The 15,172-nt window shown below is 67.6% G+C and carries 15 protein-coding genes; 9 read left to right on the plus strand and 6 right to left on the minus strand.

What is annotated here, in order from left to right:
• Positions 1-2 precede the first annotated feature (2 nt).
• Genes Y900_RS16215 through Y900_RS16225 form a run of 3 tightly spaced genes read right to left on the minus strand, consistent with a single transcriptional unit; the run spans position 3 to position 1,822 of the window.
• Positions 3-788 carry a class I SAM-dependent methyltransferase gene (locus Y900_RS16215; RefSeq protein ID WP_036346968.1) on the minus strand — a complete coding sequence of 262 codons (786 nt, stop codon included), beginning with the start codon at positions 786-788 and terminating at the stop codon, positions 3-5.
• The gene (locus Y900_RS16220) at positions 781-1,293 is read right to left on the minus strand and encodes a DUF2505 domain-containing protein (protein WP_081845132.1); all 513 of its coding nucleotides are present in this window, start codon (positions 1,291-1,293) and stop codon (positions 781-783) included. The genes Y900_RS16215 and Y900_RS16220 overlap by 8 nt, the downstream gene beginning before the upstream one ends.
• Positions 1,294-1,315: 22 nt before the next feature.
• On the minus strand, positions 1,316-1,822 hold the full coding sequence (locus tag Y900_RS16225; protein ID WP_036343187.1) for a DUF2505 domain-containing protein: 507 nt from the start codon (positions 1,820-1,822) through the stop codon (positions 1,316-1,318).
• Between the two features lie 5 nt (positions 1,823-1,827).
• Here Y900_RS16225 and Y900_RS16230 point away from each other — a divergent pair, with 5 nt between their 5' ends.
• The 3 genes from Y900_RS16230 (at position 1,828) to Y900_RS16240 (ending at position 5,457) form a co-directional block, all read left to right on the plus strand.
• A complete protein-coding gene (locus Y900_RS16230) occupies positions 1,828-2,916 on the plus strand; it encodes a UDP-N-acetylmuramate dehydrogenase (RefSeq protein WP_036343188.1) in 1,089 nt (362 codons plus the stop codon).
• 120 nt (positions 2,917-3,036) lie between these two features.
• A complete protein-coding gene (locus tag Y900_RS16235; RefSeq protein WP_036343190.1) occupies positions 3,037-3,993 on the plus strand; it encodes a hypothetical protein in 957 nt (318 codons plus the stop codon).
• Between the two features lie 75 nt (positions 3,994-4,068).
• The gene (locus Y900_RS16240; protein ID WP_036343191.1) at positions 4,069-5,457 is read left to right on the plus strand and encodes a L,D-transpeptidase; all 1,389 of its coding nucleotides are present in this window, start codon (positions 4,069-4,071) and stop codon (positions 5,455-5,457) included.
• Here Y900_RS16240 and Y900_RS16245 read toward each other — a convergent pair.
• Positions 5,441-6,190, minus strand: coding sequence for an SDR family NAD(P)-dependent oxidoreductase (locus Y900_RS16245; RefSeq protein ID WP_036343192.1), 750 nt, complete (start codon positions 6,188-6,190; stop codon positions 5,441-5,443). The genes Y900_RS16240 and Y900_RS16245 overlap by 17 nt on opposite strands.
• A gap of 198 nt (positions 6,191-6,388) precedes the next feature.
• Here Y900_RS16245 and Y900_RS16250 point away from each other — a divergent pair, with 198 nt between their 5' ends.
• From Y900_RS16250 to Y900_RS16275, 6 genes are all read left to right on the plus strand, one after another.
• Positions 6,389-7,810: an ROK family protein gene (locus tag Y900_RS16250; protein WP_237752578.1), complete on the plus strand. Its 1,422-nt coding sequence runs from the start codon at positions 6,389-6,391 to the stop codon at positions 7,808-7,810.
• Between the two features lie 20 nt (positions 7,811-7,830).
• Positions 7,831-9,126: a D-inositol-3-phosphate glycosyltransferase gene (gene mshA / locus Y900_RS16255; RefSeq protein ID WP_036346972.1), complete on the plus strand. Its 1,296-nt coding sequence runs from the start codon at positions 7,831-7,833 to the stop codon at positions 9,124-9,126.
• Positions 9,123-9,680 (plus strand): type III secretion system chaperone family protein, encoded by a 558-nt coding sequence (locus Y900_RS16260; protein ID WP_051660099.1) that lies wholly within the window; start codon positions 9,123-9,125, stop codon positions 9,678-9,680. The genes mshA and Y900_RS16260 overlap by 4 nt, the downstream gene beginning before the upstream one ends.
• A gap of 12 nt (positions 9,681-9,692) precedes the next feature.
• Positions 9,693-10,439: a phosphoglyceromutase gene (locus tag Y900_RS16265; RefSeq protein WP_036343193.1), complete on the plus strand. Its 747-nt coding sequence runs from the start codon at positions 9,693-9,695 to the stop codon at positions 10,437-10,439.
• Positions 10,440-10,572: 133 nt separating this feature from the next.
• The gene (locus Y900_RS16270; RefSeq protein WP_036343194.1) at positions 10,573-11,778 is read left to right on the plus strand and encodes a sensor histidine kinase; all 1,206 of its coding nucleotides are present in this window, start codon (positions 10,573-10,575) and stop codon (positions 11,776-11,778) included.
• Positions 11,775-12,461, plus strand: coding sequence for a winged helix-turn-helix domain-containing protein (locus Y900_RS16275; RefSeq protein ID WP_036343195.1), 687 nt, complete (start codon positions 11,775-11,777; stop codon positions 12,459-12,461). The genes Y900_RS16270 and Y900_RS16275 overlap by 4 nt, the downstream gene beginning before the upstream one ends.
• A 145-nt stretch (positions 12,462-12,606) precedes the next feature.
• Here the strand turns inward: Y900_RS16275 and Y900_RS16280 are convergent, their stop codons facing one another.
• Together Y900_RS16280 and Y900_RS16285 are read right to left on the minus strand one after the other, a co-directional pair.
• Entirely contained in the window at positions 12,607-13,980 is a 1,374-nt protein-coding gene (locus tag Y900_RS16280) for a sugar transferase (RefSeq protein ID WP_237752579.1), read from the minus strand.
• A gap of 351 nt (positions 13,981-14,331) precedes the next feature.
• Complete coding sequence (locus Y900_RS16285; RefSeq protein ID WP_051660101.1) at positions 14,332-15,153, minus strand: DUF3109 family protein; 822 nt, start codon at positions 15,151-15,153, stop codon at positions 14,332-14,334.
• Positions 15,154-15,172 lie beyond the last annotated feature (19 nt).

A 15,172-nucleotide genomic window follows, 5' to 3' on the forward strand; every position in this document is an offset into this window, starting at 1 on the left:
GTTCAGACTACGTCCGGTGCGACCGTCGACCAGGGGACGGTGAGCACCGCATCCCGGACGGTGCGTCGCTGTGCCTCGACGGGGGCACCGCCCGCCCGCAGCTCCGCGAGCATCGCCCGCCAGCGATCACGCGGACCGAACACCGAATGCCCGGCTGCGCTCGCCCACGCCCGGTCTGCCGACGACAACAGGTCGTGAATGGGCTGACTCGGAACATTGTGGTGGATAAGCACTTTCGGCAACCGCTCGGCCAAGTCTGACGGGCGGTCGATATGCCGGGGGTCGCACGCCAGGGTCAGGCTCACGGGACCATCACGGTCCAACAGCACCCAGCAGCAGCGCCGCCCGAGCTCGTCGCAGGTGCCGTCGACGATCAGCCCGCCCGGCGCCAGTTGGGCCCGCATCTGCGCCCAGGCCTGGCCCACCGCCTCTTCGGGGTACTGCCGCAGCACGTTGAACGCCCGCACCAGGACCGGACGCAGGCCGGCGAGCTCGAAACCGCCGACCCTGAACTCGACTCCGTCGACCTCGGGCACCACCCGCTGCGGGTCGATCTCCAACCCGACGACCCGCACATCGGGCCGGACCGCTCGAAGCCGTGCGGCCAATTCCAGTGTGGTGACCGGCAATCGGCCGTATCCCAGGTCGACGATCACCGGGCTGGTGGTCGACTCCAGCGCCGCGCGCACCCGGCGCGAGTTGACCATCCAGCGATCGGCGCGCCGCAGCCGGTTGGCGTTGGTGGTGCCGCGAGTGGGGACACCCACCGGCCGTGGTGGTCTAGTGATGGCTGGCAATCCAGTCGCGGGTGAAATCCCGTTCGTTGTCGAACAATCCGCGCAGACCGTCCAGTACCCACTTTTCGATCTTGCCGCCGAGGAGCGGCACGTTGACCTTGCAGAGGCTGCGCAGGCGCAGTTCGCTTCCCGCGCCGGTCTGCTGCAGCACGTAGGTGCCGTCGAAGTCCAGGGGGGCGGCGGGCACCAGTGCCCGATAGTGTCCGTCGGCCGAATTCGTCCCGGCGTCGAACGGGTCGAAATGTTGTTCGCGGGTGATGGTGAGCCGCAACGGAACCACCGCGGCGATCATCGACGGCATATCGCGGCGCGACACGGTGTGGGTGAATACGATGTCGGTGCCGGTGACGTCCGAGTGGAAATGCGTCATCTCTGAATCCGTGTGCTGCTGATGCTCGGCGACCAGGTCTTCCCAGTACTCGCGACTGGTGAAGCTCTGGTAGAGCTCAGCGACGGGCTTGTCGAGCCCGATGACGTAGTCCATGCGGCGGGACATGTGCCCAACGGTACCTGTGAGGTCAGCTGTTCTCGGCGATCCACCTGGTGGTGAACTGTTGCTCGGCGATCAGCAGGTCGACGAGTTGGTGGCCGATGAGATTTTCCACCTTGCCGCCAACCAGTGGGATACGAACCTCGACGGTGGCGCGAAAAGCCAAGTGCGCCTGCAACTCTGCCGGTGTCAGCTGAGCGCTTCCGGTCAATGACACCGGCGCTCCGGGGATGGCGCCGCTGACAGTTGCTTCGGCTGTGCCGTCGACCAGCCCGGTCCAGCTCTCCACCCGGCGAATTTCGAGATCGCCGTGGTGGAACTGGGTGACCACGGCCGGCAGCCGGTCGACTCTGAGCACCTGGGTGGTCGCCACGTCGACGCCACCGCCGGCCGTCAACCGAATCGAGTCGAGCGACGCGTGGTCGGCACCGGAATCGGCCAACCGCGCCAGCCAGTACTGCTCGTCGCGCAGAGCCTGGTGCACTTGTTCGACGCTGCCCTCATAGGCGGTGGCCATGTCGAATGAGCGCGGCATAGCTGGTGAGGCTACCGTTACGGGCCGTGGCAGCTGGGAATTCATACGGTGGCGCGGCGCTTGCCGAGAACGTGCCACTGGCTCCGCTGACCACTCTGCGGGTCGGTCCGGTTGCGCGCCGCCTCATCACCTGCACCACCACCGATCAGATCGTGTCGACGTTGCGCACCCTCGATGGCGATTGCGACGGCCCGGTTCTGGTGCTGGCCGGGGGGTCCAACGTGGTGATCGCTGATGACCTCACCGATGTGACCGTCGTGCTGCTGGCCAACCGAACGATCAGCATCGAGGGCGGTTTGCTTCGCGCTGAGGCAGGCGCGGTCTGGGATGACGTGGTCGTCGCGGCCGTCGCGGCCGGGCTGGGCGGACTGGAGTGCCTGTCCGGGATCCCGGGGTCGGCGGGCGCCACCCCGGTGCAGAACGTAGGCGCCTACGGCGTGGAGGTGGCCGACTACCTGACCCGCGTTCGGCTGCTCGACCGGCGCAGCTCGCTGGTGCGGTGGATGCCCGCCGCGGATCTCGGTCTCGGCTACCGGCACAGCGATCTGAAGGGCTCGTCCGACGCGGTGGTGCTGGAGGTGGAGTTCGGCCTGGACACCGACGGTTGCTCGGCGCCGCTGCGATATGCCGAGCTGACCGGCGCGCTCGGTGTGCCGTCGGGGGAGCGGGCTGCACCTGCCGACGTTCGCCGCGCCGTGTTGTCGTTGCGCGCCCGCAAGGGCATGGTGCTCGACGTCGACGACCATGACACCTGGAGTGTCGGATCGTTCTTCACCAATCCCGTTGTCCCCGCTGGGCAATTCGAAGAATTGCAGGGCCGGGCGGACGGTCCGGTGCCGCACTATCCGGCCGACGACGGGGTCAAGCTCGCGGCCGGCTGGCTGGTCGAAAACGCCGGTTTTGGCAGGGGTTACCCCGGCTCGGACGGTGCGCCGTGCCGGCTGTCGACCAAGCACGCGCTGGCGTTGACCAACCGCGGGGGCGCGACCACCGCCGACGTCCTGGCGCTGGCGCGCACGGTCCGCGACGGTGTGCGAGACAGCTTCGGGATCACTTTGGTGCCGGAACCTGTGCTGGTCGGCTGTTCGCTGTAGGCACTAGCGGCCCCCTTTCGCGAATATTCTGATAATTAACCCGCGCGACGAAAAAGGGGGAGAATGGTTGGGTGTGAGCCCGCCAACGGGTTTGCTTTGATCATCTACGGGGGATGTGAAATGGCCACTGCCAGCACCAAAACTGTCAATCGCGGACGCAACCGCACACTGGGGGTCAAGACGTGGCTGGGCGCGGGGGCACTGACCCTCGGCGTCGGCGCCGCGCTGGCCGGGGCGACTGCCGTCGCGTCGGCCGATACCGGCGGCCATTCGGCGTCGGGTTCGGCCTCCTCGAGCTCATCCAGCAAGTCTGACGCCGGACCCAAGCGCACCGTGGCCGCCTCAGCCCGCACGGTCGCCAAGGTGACGACGGCTCCCTCGAGCGCGGCAGTCTCAAAGCCGGCTGCCAGCGTGAGGCCCGCAACGAAGACGGCCACGGCCTCCGCAGTCATTCCGCCGATCAACCAGACCATCAACACTCCGTTCGGTCCCATTTCCTTCGTGGCGAACGTGACGGTCCCGGATCCCGGCCAGAGCGGTGCCGTGGCGGTGGACGTGACCGCCAAGACTCCCGTCGGCGGTGCCAAGTTCTCGCTCGGCGGGACCCAGACGTTCGTTGCAGGGCCCCCGACCACCAGCACGACGGCGTTGACCGACGGGACCCTCCAAGTGCCTCCTGCGGTGGCATTCGCCGCCAGCGCGGCTGGTGCGTTCGTCGGGGCCGGGCTCAGCGCCGCCGACAGCCTGAACACGTTCTTCACCGCCGCACGCAGCGGAAACATCGCAGGAGCGTTCGTCGCGTGGGCCGCGGCCGCGCCGAAATTCACGAACGCTTTGCTGTTCGGCACGAGCACGCTCGACCTGCCGATTCCCACCGGGGGAACGGGGCCGGCCATCATCGCGCACATCCCCGTCGGCGGGTTCTTCTCCCCGGCTCAGTCGCTGTCGGTGAGCTGGGATCAGTACCAGACCGTCCAGTCCGGCGTCACGGTGACGCTGTCCGCCGGCGATATCGTGTTTGCCGGATCGAAGTTCGGGGGTGCTGCGCCGGCGTTCCTGGCGATCTTCGGCCTCTGATCCCAGCGGAGTGGGGCGAATCCCACACTCCGTCGATTGGCAGCCGGGCGGCTGGGTTCCGTATCTTGGTTTGACGTGAGCCCAGCCGACCGACCGCCGATCAACCGGCGACGCGCTTTGGCAGCGCTGGCGGTCGGCGTCGCCGCGCCCGGCGCGCTTGCAGCCTGCATGACCACGGCTGGCAAACAAGCCGAGAAGCAGGGACCCCCGCCGAAGGCATCGCTGAACTTCAGCCCGGCCAACGACGCCAAGGATGTGCTGCCCACAACCCCGGTGAGCCTCGAGGTCAAGGACGGCTGGTTGCAGCACGTTGCGCTGACCAACGTCGACGGTAAGCCCGTGGCCGGCACACTCAACCGCGATCGCACCGCCTTCACCGTCACCGAACCCCTGGGTTACGGCGCGTCCTACACCTGGACCGGTTCGGCGGTCGGACGCGACGGGCAGGCTGTACCGATCGCCGCGGCGTTCACCACGATCAACCCCACCAAACAGGTCAACGGCCAATTCCAGCTGTCCGACGGACAGACCGTCGGCGTGGCCGCGCCGATCATCTTGCAGTTCGACGCCGCGATCGACGACAAGCACAAGCCCGATGTCGAGAAGGCGCTGACCGTCACCACCACGCCGCCGAACGAGGGTAGTTGGGCCTGGCTGCCCGACGAGGTGGGCGGCTCGCGGGTGCACTGGCGCACCAAGGAGTACTACCAACCGGGAACCAAGGTCCATGTCGACGCCCGCCTCTACGGGGTGAAGTTCGGCGATGACTCCTTCGGCGCGACGGACTCGACGCTCGACTTCACGATCGGCCGCCGGCAGGTGGTCAAGGCCGATGCGACGTCGCACCGCATCCAGGTGATCACCGACGAGGGCGTGATCATGGACTTCCCGTGCAGCTATGGCGAAGCCGATAAGCCCCGCAACGTGACCCGCAGCGGCATTCACGTCGTGAGCGAGAAGTACGCCGACTTCTACATGACCAACCTGGCCGCCGGATATTCGAATGTCCATGAGCGCTGGGCAGTTCGGATCTCCAACAACGGCGAGTTCATCCACGCCAACCCGGCCAGCTCCGGTGCACAGGGCAATACCAACGTCACCAATGGCTGCATCAACCTGTCCACCGGCGATGCCGAGCAGTACTTCGGCACCGCCATGTACGGCGACCCCGTCGAGGTGACCGGCACGTCGATCCAGCTGTCCTATGCCGACGGCGACATCTGGGACTGGGCGGTGGACTGGAACGAGTGGAAGTCCATGTCGGCGCTGTCTGATACCCAGCCCGAGACGAGCATCCCGAGCAGCGCACCGGCCACCCCGACCGACGCGCCGACCTTGTCGGGCACTCCCACGACGACCACCCCGACACCGACGAGTTCGTCCTCCACGAGTTCGACGACGAGTTCCACCACCACCTCTACGGCAACCCCGACGACGACCGGTTCGGCTACGAGCGGCGGTTGAACCGGCTGGCGCTGGCCTGATCTCGGGGCCGCAGCACGATCTGGTCCAGGTTGACGTGCGACGGCCGTGACGCGACGAAGCCGATCACCTCGGCGACGTCGGCGGCCACCAGCGGGGTGATACCCGAATAGACCGCGTCGGCTCGCTGTTCGTCGCCGCCGAAACGCACCAGCGAGAACTCCGTCTCCACGGCTCCCGGCGCAATCTCGGTGAGCCGCACCGGTTTTCCGAGTAGTTCGCCGCGCAGCGTCCGGTGTAGAGCGCCCTGGGCGTGCTTGGCGGCGGTGTACCCGCCCCCGTTGTCATAGACCTCGAGCGCGGCGATCGAGGTGACCGTGACGATCAATCCGTCACCGGATTCGACGAGCTTGGGCAGCAATGCCCGCGTCACCCGCAGTGTCCCGAGGACGTTGGTCTCCCACATCCAGCGCCAGTTGTCCACGTTCGCGTCGGCGATCGATTCCAGGCCTTTGGCGCCGCCGGCGTTGTTGACCAGGACATCCACCCGCGGCACGCTCTCGGCCAACGCGGTGACGGCCGCATCGTCTGTGACGTCGGCCACAATGGCGGTGCCGCCGATCTCGTCGGCCAGCCGTTCGATCCGATCGGCCCTGCGTGCCACCGTGACCACGTGAAAGCCAAGGGCGGCAAGAGCTTTGGAAGTCGCCTCGCCGATGCCGGAGCTCGCCCCGGTCACTACCGCTACACGGGAATGGGCGTCTGGAGTGATCATCGAACCAACTCTAGTAACTGTGCTAAATTCCCCACCGTGATCCGAATCGGTCTGACCAGTTGTCTGGTCGCGCACACCGCGTGTTGTTGTCACGCGACTCGCTGCGCCTGACCCGACCGGACTTTCTTCTCTCGTCCCGCTCACGTCGCCAGGTGTGGCATCTGCCCCCATCTGAAGACCTCGAGAAGGACACCCCGCATGCGTACCGTCGCTCTTTCGTCCCACGATCCGCTCCGCACTTCCGCCAATGACGCGGCCCGCATCGTCGCCAATGACGCGGCCCGCATCGTCGCCAATGACGCGGCCCGCATCGTCGCCAATGACGCGGCCCGCATCGTCGCCCGCCCGCATCCCCTGCGGACCCGCCACCACGTCATGGCCCCGTCACTGCGGATCCCCGATGGGGCTGCCGCGTCGGTCTTCGCGGCGGTCCGCCAGCGTGGCGCCATCGGGCGCGATGTGATCGCCCAGGTCACCAACCTGTCGGTCGCGACGGTGAACCGCCAGGTCACCGCCCTTCTGGATGCCGGAATCCTGCGTGAGCGAGCCGATCTGGCCGTGTCGGGCGCGATCGGCCGCCCGCGCGTTCCCGTCGAGGTCCACCACGAGCCGTTCCTGACCCTCGGCATCCATATCGGCGCCCGCACCACCAACATCGTCGCGACCGACCTGCTCGGCCGCACCCTGGACGCGGTCGAGACCCCGACGCCACGCGGGGGTCAGGCGGCCGCACTGGCGTCACTGGGCGGCAGCGCCCGTCGGTATCTGAGCCGTTGGCATCGCCGCCGTCCATTGTGGATCGGCGTGGCGATCGGTGGCGTGGTCGACAGCGGCACGGGCCACGTCGACCACAGCCGGTTGGGGTGGGCACAGGCTCCAGTCGGCCCGGTGCTGGCCGAGGCGTTGGGCCTGCCGGTGTCGGTGGCATCCCACGTGGACGCGATGGCCGGCGCCGAACTGCTGCTGGGACTGCGTCTGCCGCCGGTCCAGGCGTCGAGCAGCCTGTACGTGTACGCCCGTGAGACCGTCGGCTTCGCGCTGGTCATCGGCGGCCGGGTGCACAGCCCGATCAGCGGCCCCGGCACCATCGCCGCCTTGCCGGTGAATTCCGAATTGCTCGGCGGCAGTGGGCAATTGGAGTCAACCGTCAGCGACGAGGCGGTGCTTGCCGCGGCCCGCAAGCGCGGCATCGTGCCCAGCTCCGGGCCCGGCGCGTCGATGACCACGCTGCTGCGCACCGCCCGCCAGGACGACACGCCGGCAGCGGTCGGTGCTCGAGAACTGCTGGCCGAGCGGGCCCGAGTTCTGGGCGGCGCGGTGGCGCTGCTGCGCGACATGCTCAACCCCGACGACCTGGTGGTCGGCGGCCAGGCCTTCACCGAATACCCCGAAGGCATGCGACTCGTCGAGGCCGCGTTCGCCGGACGGTCGGTGCTCCCGGACCGCGATATCCGGGTGACTGCTTTCGGAAACCGGGTGCAGGAAGCCGGCGCCGGGATCGTCTCATTGGGCGGGCTGTACGCCGATCCGATCGGCGCGCTGAGGCGGGCACAGAACCGTCGCGGAGCCCAGCACACGACGGGTGTAAAGATGGAGGCGTGCGGCACGCCCGGGAACTGAGCGACAGCTCGACCGATGCGATGCCGCGGCGCGTCGCGGTGTTGTCGGTGCACACCTCCCCGCTGGCGCAGCCCGGGACCGGTGACGCCGGCGGAATGAACGTCTACGTGCTCCAGACCGCGCTGCACATGGCCCGGCGCGGGGTGGAGGTGGAGATTTTCACCCGGGCGACGTCGTCGTCGGATCAGCCGCTGGTCCGGGTGGCCCCCGGGGTTCTGGTGCGCAACGTGGTGGCAGGGCCCTTCGAGGGACTCGACAAGTACGACCTGCCTACCCAGCTGTGCGCGTTCACCGCCGGAGTACTGCGCGCCGAGGCCAACCACGAGCCCGGCTACTACGACATCGTGCATTCGCACTACTGGCTCTCCGGCCAGGTCGGCTGGCTGGCCCGCGACCGATGGGCAGTGCCGTTGGTGCACACCGCCCACACGCTGGCCGCGGTGAAAAACGCCGCACTGGCCGACGGCGACTCGCCGGAGCCACCGCTGCGCGCGGTGGGCGAACAGCAGGTGGTCGACGAGGCCGACCGGCTGGTCGTCAACACCGAAGATGAAGCACACCAGCTCATTTCGCTGCACAACGCGGACCCGCGGCGGATCGATGTGGTGTACCCGGGCGTCGATCTGGAGACGTTCACCCCCGGCGACCGGCGCACTGCGCGAGCGGCGCTCGGCCTGTCCGACGGCGAGCGCGTGGTCGCCTTCGTCGGGCGTATCCAACCGCTCAAGGCACCTGATGTGCTGTTGCGCGCCGCCGCCCGGCTGCCCGGCGTGCGGGTGCTGGTGGCCGGTGGTCCGTCGGGCAGCGGCCTGGCCGCACCCGACGCGCTGGTGGGCCTCGCCGCCGAACTCGGTATGGCCGACCGGGTGACATTCCTGCCGCCCCAGTCGCGCGAGCAACTCGTCAACGTCTATCGCGCCGCCGATCTGGTCGCCGTGCCCAGCTATTCGGAATCGTTCGGCCTGGTCGCGGTGGAGGCGCAGGCGTGCGGCACGCCGGTGGTCGCCGCCGCGGTCGGCGGCCTGCCGGTGGCAGTAGCCGACGGAGTCAGCGGTGCGCTGGTCGCCGGACACGAGCCCGGCCAGTGGGCCGACGCGATCGCCGCAGTGCTGGCCCGCGACCCCGACGAGCTCAGCCGAGCGGCCGTCGAGCATGCGCAGGGGTTCTCCTGGGCGCACACCGTCGACGGACTGCTGACCAGCTACGGCCACGCGATCGACGACTACGCCAGCGCCCGGCACCGGCGCGCGGCCGGTGATGCGCTGGCCAAGCGCAACGGGCGGCGCTGGTCGATGCGGCGGGGTGTGCGGTTATGAATGGCGGGCGAGAAGCCGAAGGCGGATCGCGCGTCGGCGCCGCCGAGGTCCAACAGGTCATCGAGAAGGCGCTGGACGAGCACGGGCTGGTCTACTCCCGCCACGAAGGCGCCCACGGCGGGTTGCCCGGACTGATCGTCGAGCTGCCGGGGGAGCGCAAGCTCACGACCAACACTCTGCTGAGCGTCGGTGAGCATTCGGTGCGCGTCGAGGCGTTCGTCTGCCGGCAGCCCGACGAGAACCACCAGGGCGTCTACCGGTTCCTGCTCAAGCGCAACCGCCGGCTCTACGGGGTGGCCTACACGCTGGACAACACCGGCGACATCTATCTGATCGGGCGGATGGCGCTGGAGGCGGTGACCCCCGACGAGCTGGACCGGGTGCTCGGCCAGGTGCTCGAGGCGGTCGACACCGACTTCAACACCCTGCTGGAACTGGGCTTCAAAACGTCCATCCAGAAGGAGTGGGCGTGGCGGGTGTCGCGCGGCGAATCGCTGAAGAACCTGGCGGCCTTCGAGCACCTCATAGACGAGGACGACCAAACGGGGTCGTGAGAGGATTCCGGCATGGCTGACTCCACATTGATCCTGCTGCGGCACGGCGAAAGCGAATGGAACGCGCTGAACCTGTTCACCGGCTGGGTGGACGTCGACCTCACCGACAAGGGTCGCGCTGAGGCGGTGCGGGGCGGCAGGCTGATGGCCGAGCAGGGGCTGCTGCCCGACGTGCTCTACACCTCGCTGCTGCGCCGCGCGATCACCACCGCCCACCTGGCGCTGGACGCCGCCGACCGGCTGTGGATCCCGGTGACCCGCAACTGGCGGCTCAACGAACGGCACTACGGCGCCCTGCAGGGCCTCGACAAGGCCGAGACCAAGGAAAAGTACGGCGAGGAACAGTTCATGCTGTGGCGGCGCAGCTACGACACACCGCCGCCGCCCATCGAGAAGGGCAGTAAGTACAGCCAGGACGCCGATCCGCGCTACGCCGACATCGACGGCGGCCCGCTGACCGAGTGTCTTGCCGACGTCGTGGCCCGCTTCGTTCCGTACTTCACCGAGACGATCGTCCCGGACCTGCAGGCGGGCAAGACGGTGTTGATGGTCGCGCACGGCAACTCGCTGCGGGCCCTGGTGAAGTATCTGGACAACATGTCCGACGCTGACGTCGTCGGCCTCAACATCCCGACCGGCGTCCCGTTGCGCTACGACCTGGACGCCGATCTGAAGCCGCGCGTGCCGGGTGGCACCTACCTGGATCCCGAGGCCGCCGCCGCCGGCGCGGCCGCGGTCGCCAGCCAGGGCGCCAAGTAACTTCGGTGGTCGCCCCGGATTTGGCAAACACGGGGTAAACGGGGGCGGAATACATGCGCGCTGAGACTGTGACGTGTACCGATTTGGCCGCACGCTGCTGGGATGACGTTCACCGGATGCGTACCCTTTTCCTGTGAGTGTTGGCTCGGTGGCAGTACTGGCCACCGCCGCAGCGCTGGTAGCGCTTGCTTGCGGACTCGGAATCGGGGCCGCGCTCACGCCACGGATCATGGAGCGCAGGCAGCGCCGCGCGATCACCGAAGCCGGCATCACGGTGTCGCAGATGCTGCAGCATGTGGTGTCGCTGGCGCCGATCGGGATGGTGGTCGTCGACTCCCATCGCGACGTGGTGTTCATCAACGATCGCGCCACCGAACTCGGCATCGTGCGGGACCGCCAGCTCGACGAGCGGGCCTGGACGGCCGCCCAAAGCGTGCTGGCCACCGGTGAGGGCGTCGAGGTCGACCTGTCCCAGCCGCAGCGCGCGACGGCAGGCCGGTCCGGGCTGTCGGTGCGTGGGCACGTGCGGCTGCTGAGCAAGCAGGATCCCCGCTTCGTCGTCGTCTACGTCGACGACCAGTCCGAGCAGGCCCGGATGGAGGCCAGCCGGCGCGATTTCGTGGCCAACGTCAGCCACGAACTCAAGACCCCGGTGGCCGCGATGGGCGTACTGGCCGAGGCGCTGTTGGAGTCGGGCGACGATGCCGAGACCGTGCGCCACTTCGGCAAGAAGATCCTCACCGAATCGCAGCGACTGGCCAACATGGTCCGCGAGCTGATCGAACTGTCCCGCCTGCAGGGTGCCGAGCCGCTTCCCGACCTCGACAGCGTCGACGTCGATTCGGTTGTCAGCGAAGCAATTTCGCGCCACAAAGTGGCCGCCGACAATGCCGACATCACGGTGACCACCGACGCGCCGAGTGGGTTCCGGGTGTTGGGTGACCAGTCGTTGTTGGTCACCGCGCTTGCCAACCTGATCTCCAACGCGATCGCATACTCGCCCGACGGATCGAAGGTGTCGATCAGTCGCCGCCGTCGTGGCGACAACATCGAGATCGCCGTCACCGACCGGGGTATCGGGATTGCCCGCGCCGATCAGGAGCGGGTTTTCGAACGGTTCTTCCGGGTCGACAAGGCGCGCTCGCGGGCCACCGGCGGCACCGGTCTGGGGCTGGCCATTGTCAAACACGTGGCGGCCAATCACAACGGCAGTATCCGGCTGTGGAGCCAGCCGGGCACCGGCTCGACGTTCACCCTGTCCATTCCCGCCTATCCGCATACCGACGATGACGAACCGGCCGACCTTTCGGCCATTGACCAGGAGGCACTACGCCAATGACCAATGTGTTGATCGTGGAAGACGAAGAATCGCTGGCCGACCCGCTGGCGTTCCTGCTGCGCAAGGAGGGGTTCGAGGCCACCGTCGTTGGCGACGGCCCGTCGGCGCTGGCTGAATTCGACCGGTCGGGGGCCGACATCGTGCTGCTCGACCTGATGCTGCCTGGCATGACCGGCACCGACGTGTGTAAGCAGCTGCGGGCCCGCTCCAGCGTGCCGGTGATCATGGTGACCGCCCGCGACAGCGAGATCGACAAGGTCGTCGGTCTGGAACTCGGCGCCGACGACTACGTGACCAAGCCGTACTCGGCCCGCGAACTGATCGCCCGCATCCGGGCCGTGCTGCGTCGCGGCAGCGATACCGAGGACTCCGGCATCGGCGACGCGATCCTGGAGGCCGGCCCTGTCCGGATGGACGTCGAACGGCACGTCGTGACCGTTGGCAGCGAGCCGATTACCTTGCCGCTCAAGGAATTCGACCTGCTGGAGTATTTGATGCGCAACAGCGGGCGGGTACTCACCCGCGGTCAGCTCATCGACCGGGTGTGGGGCGCGGACTATGTGGGGGATACCAAGACCCTCGACGTCCACGTCAAGCGTCTGCGCTCGAAGATCGAATCCGATCCGGCCAACCCGGTGCACCTGGTCACCGTGCGGGGCCTGGGCTACAAGCTCGAGGGCTGACGGACCGGCCGTTACCGGCGGCTGGGCCTGATTGCCGGACTCCTCAACGGCTCGCTGCGCTGCGCCGCATCGTCGTCCAGCCGGGCCTGATTGCCGGACTCCTCAGCGGCTCGCTGCGCTGCGCCGCATCGTCGTCCGGCCGGGCCTAGTAGGCGCCTTCGCCGCTCAGGACCGTCTTGATGGTCTTGGCGATGATCACCAGATCGCGGATGGGTGACCAATTTTCGATGTAGCTGAGGTCGAGGCGTACGGCGTCCTCGAGGGGCAGGTCTGATCGTCCGCTGACCTGCCAGAGCCCGGTCAGTCCGGGCTTCACCGTCAGCCGCCTGCGCACCAGATCGTCGTAGGAGTCCACCTCGCGGCGCACCTGTGGGCGTGGCCCCACCACGCTCATGTCGCCGCGCAGCACATTGATGAACTGCGGCAGTTCATCAATGCTGTACTTGCGAATGATCTTGCCCACGTGAGTGATCCGCGGGTCGTCCTTGTCTTTCCAGAACACCGGGTCGCTGCCGTTGGCGGCGATCATCGCCTGCGCGTTGGCATCGGCGCCGTCGACCATGCTGCGGAACTTCAGCATCGTGAACGTCGTGCCCTTGAACCCGATTCGTTCGGAGGCGTAGAACACCGGCCCGGGTCCGGAGAGCCGCACGGCGAGCGCGGCGAGGAAGAACACCGGCGCCATGATCGTCATCGCGGCGAGGGTGAACACGACATCGAACACCCGCTTGGCCGCGGAGTTGGCGCCGTCGTACTGGGGCTTGGCCACCTCGAACATCGCCATGCCGGCGATAGGTCGGCTGTGCAGCCGGTCCTCGGCGATGTCGACCAGGCCGGGGGCGATCATCAGGTCCACGCCCAGCGAATCGAGTTCCCAGATCAGGCGGCGGATCTCGGTGGGATGCAGATGATCGGTAGCGGCCAGGGCGACGGTGTGGGCGTTGGTGTGTCGGACGGCGTCGACGATCGCCTGGTCTATCCCGACGATCGGGATGTGGCGCCCATCGACGTCGATGCCGTCGTTCTGCGCGGTCGGTCCGGTGGGTGTGCAGATACCCACGACGCGGTAACCGGCGCCGGGATCTCGCACGAAGTTGGTGGCGACGTCGGCGGCGGTCCTCGCGCTGCCCACGACGAGCACCGAGATCTGGTGCTCGTCGCGGCGGAGTTCGGCGGCCGCCACCCGGCGCCAACACAGCCGGCTGGTCAGGAGGCCGAGCAGGCCGACCGCGAAGACGACGGCGAGATAGGTTCGCGACACGTCGACGTGCAGGAGCAGCGCGCCGATCGCGATCAGCCCGAAGAGCTGGAGGGTGGCGAGGGTGACGCTCATGTATTCACCGACATCGCGGCCCACCACCCGGCGAACGCGGTATCCGGTGAGGCCGAGCGCCGCCATCCACGAGGCGGCCAGTGCCGCTGAACCCACCGCGTAGGTCAGCAGGACAGAGGGTTGGCCGGCGAACAACGCCATCGTCACGGCGGCCGACGCAAGGCAAATGACGGCGGCATCACTCAAGATCAATCGCTTGGAGTGCCGGAAGCGCCGGGTCTCCCGTCGGGAAGCCTGCGGCTGTTGCCAGAGCGGCGGGATGCTGTTCTCGTCAAATAACGCTTCGGTTGAGTTTTGGCGAAGATTATTCGGCCGGCTGTTACCAGCTGAGATCTGATTATCAGACTGTTCAGCCAACACAGCGAAGATCTGCTCCCGTAGTCACCGAACTGCTATTAACTGCACCGTAACCCTACTTAGGTCGCATGGCAACCTCAGCAGGGGATGACGAAGGTCACGAGTTTTGTACACAGTGATGCAGAACTAGCAAATAATGCTCAGCCTGTGGTGGAGACGGAGAGCCCGGCGGGATGCGCGCTACTGCGCGGCGCGGGTGGCCGGGTGGATGGCGATCAGCGGAAATCCGCCACGCCGCCGGCACATCGACGCCAATTCCGAGTACGCCTTCTCGCCGAGCAACTCGGTGAGCTCCGGGGCGTAGGACTGCCACACCTGCTTGGCGCCGACGTGGGCGGCCGGATCACCGGTGCAGTACCAGTGCAGGTCGGCCCCGCCCTCACCCCAGCCGCGCCGGTCGTATTCGGTGATCGTGGATTTCAGGATCTCCGAGCCGTCCGGTCGGGTGATCCACTCCTGGACGCGCCGGATGGGGAGCTGCCAGCACACCTCGGGCTTCATGGTCAGCGGCTCGACCCCGAGCTTGAGCGCCTTGGTGTGCAGCGCGCAGCCGATCCCGGTCGGGAAACCCGGCCGGTTGAGGAAGATGCAGGCACCCTTGTATTTGCGGGTGCGCAAGCTCGGTTTGTCGTCGAACTCGTCCATCTCGAGGTAGCCCTTGCGGCCCAGCCCTTTGTCCCGGAACTGCCAATCCTCGTCGGTCAGGTGCTTGACCGCATCGTCGAGGTTGGCGCGGTCGTCGTCGTCGGACAGGAATGCCCCGTGCGAACAGCAACCGTCATCCGGCCGGCCCTCGACGGTGCCCTTGCAGGCCGGCGTACCGAACACGCACGTCCAATTCGACAGCAGCCAAGTCAAATCCGCGGCGATCAGATGTTCCGGGTTGTCCGGGTCGTAGAACTCCACCCACTCGCGGGGGAAGTCCAGGTCAACTTCGCCAGGGTGCGCATCTGTCACAGCGCCCAACCGTAGTCCACGTGCGCGCCACCTTCGCGGTGGCATTTGCCCCATGTCGCAGGTG

Source organism: Mycolicibacterium aromaticivorans JS19b1 = JCM 16368, assembly GCF_000559085.1.
GTDB lineage: Bacteria > Actinomycetota > Actinomycetes > Mycobacteriales > Mycobacteriaceae > Mycobacterium > Mycobacterium aromaticivorans.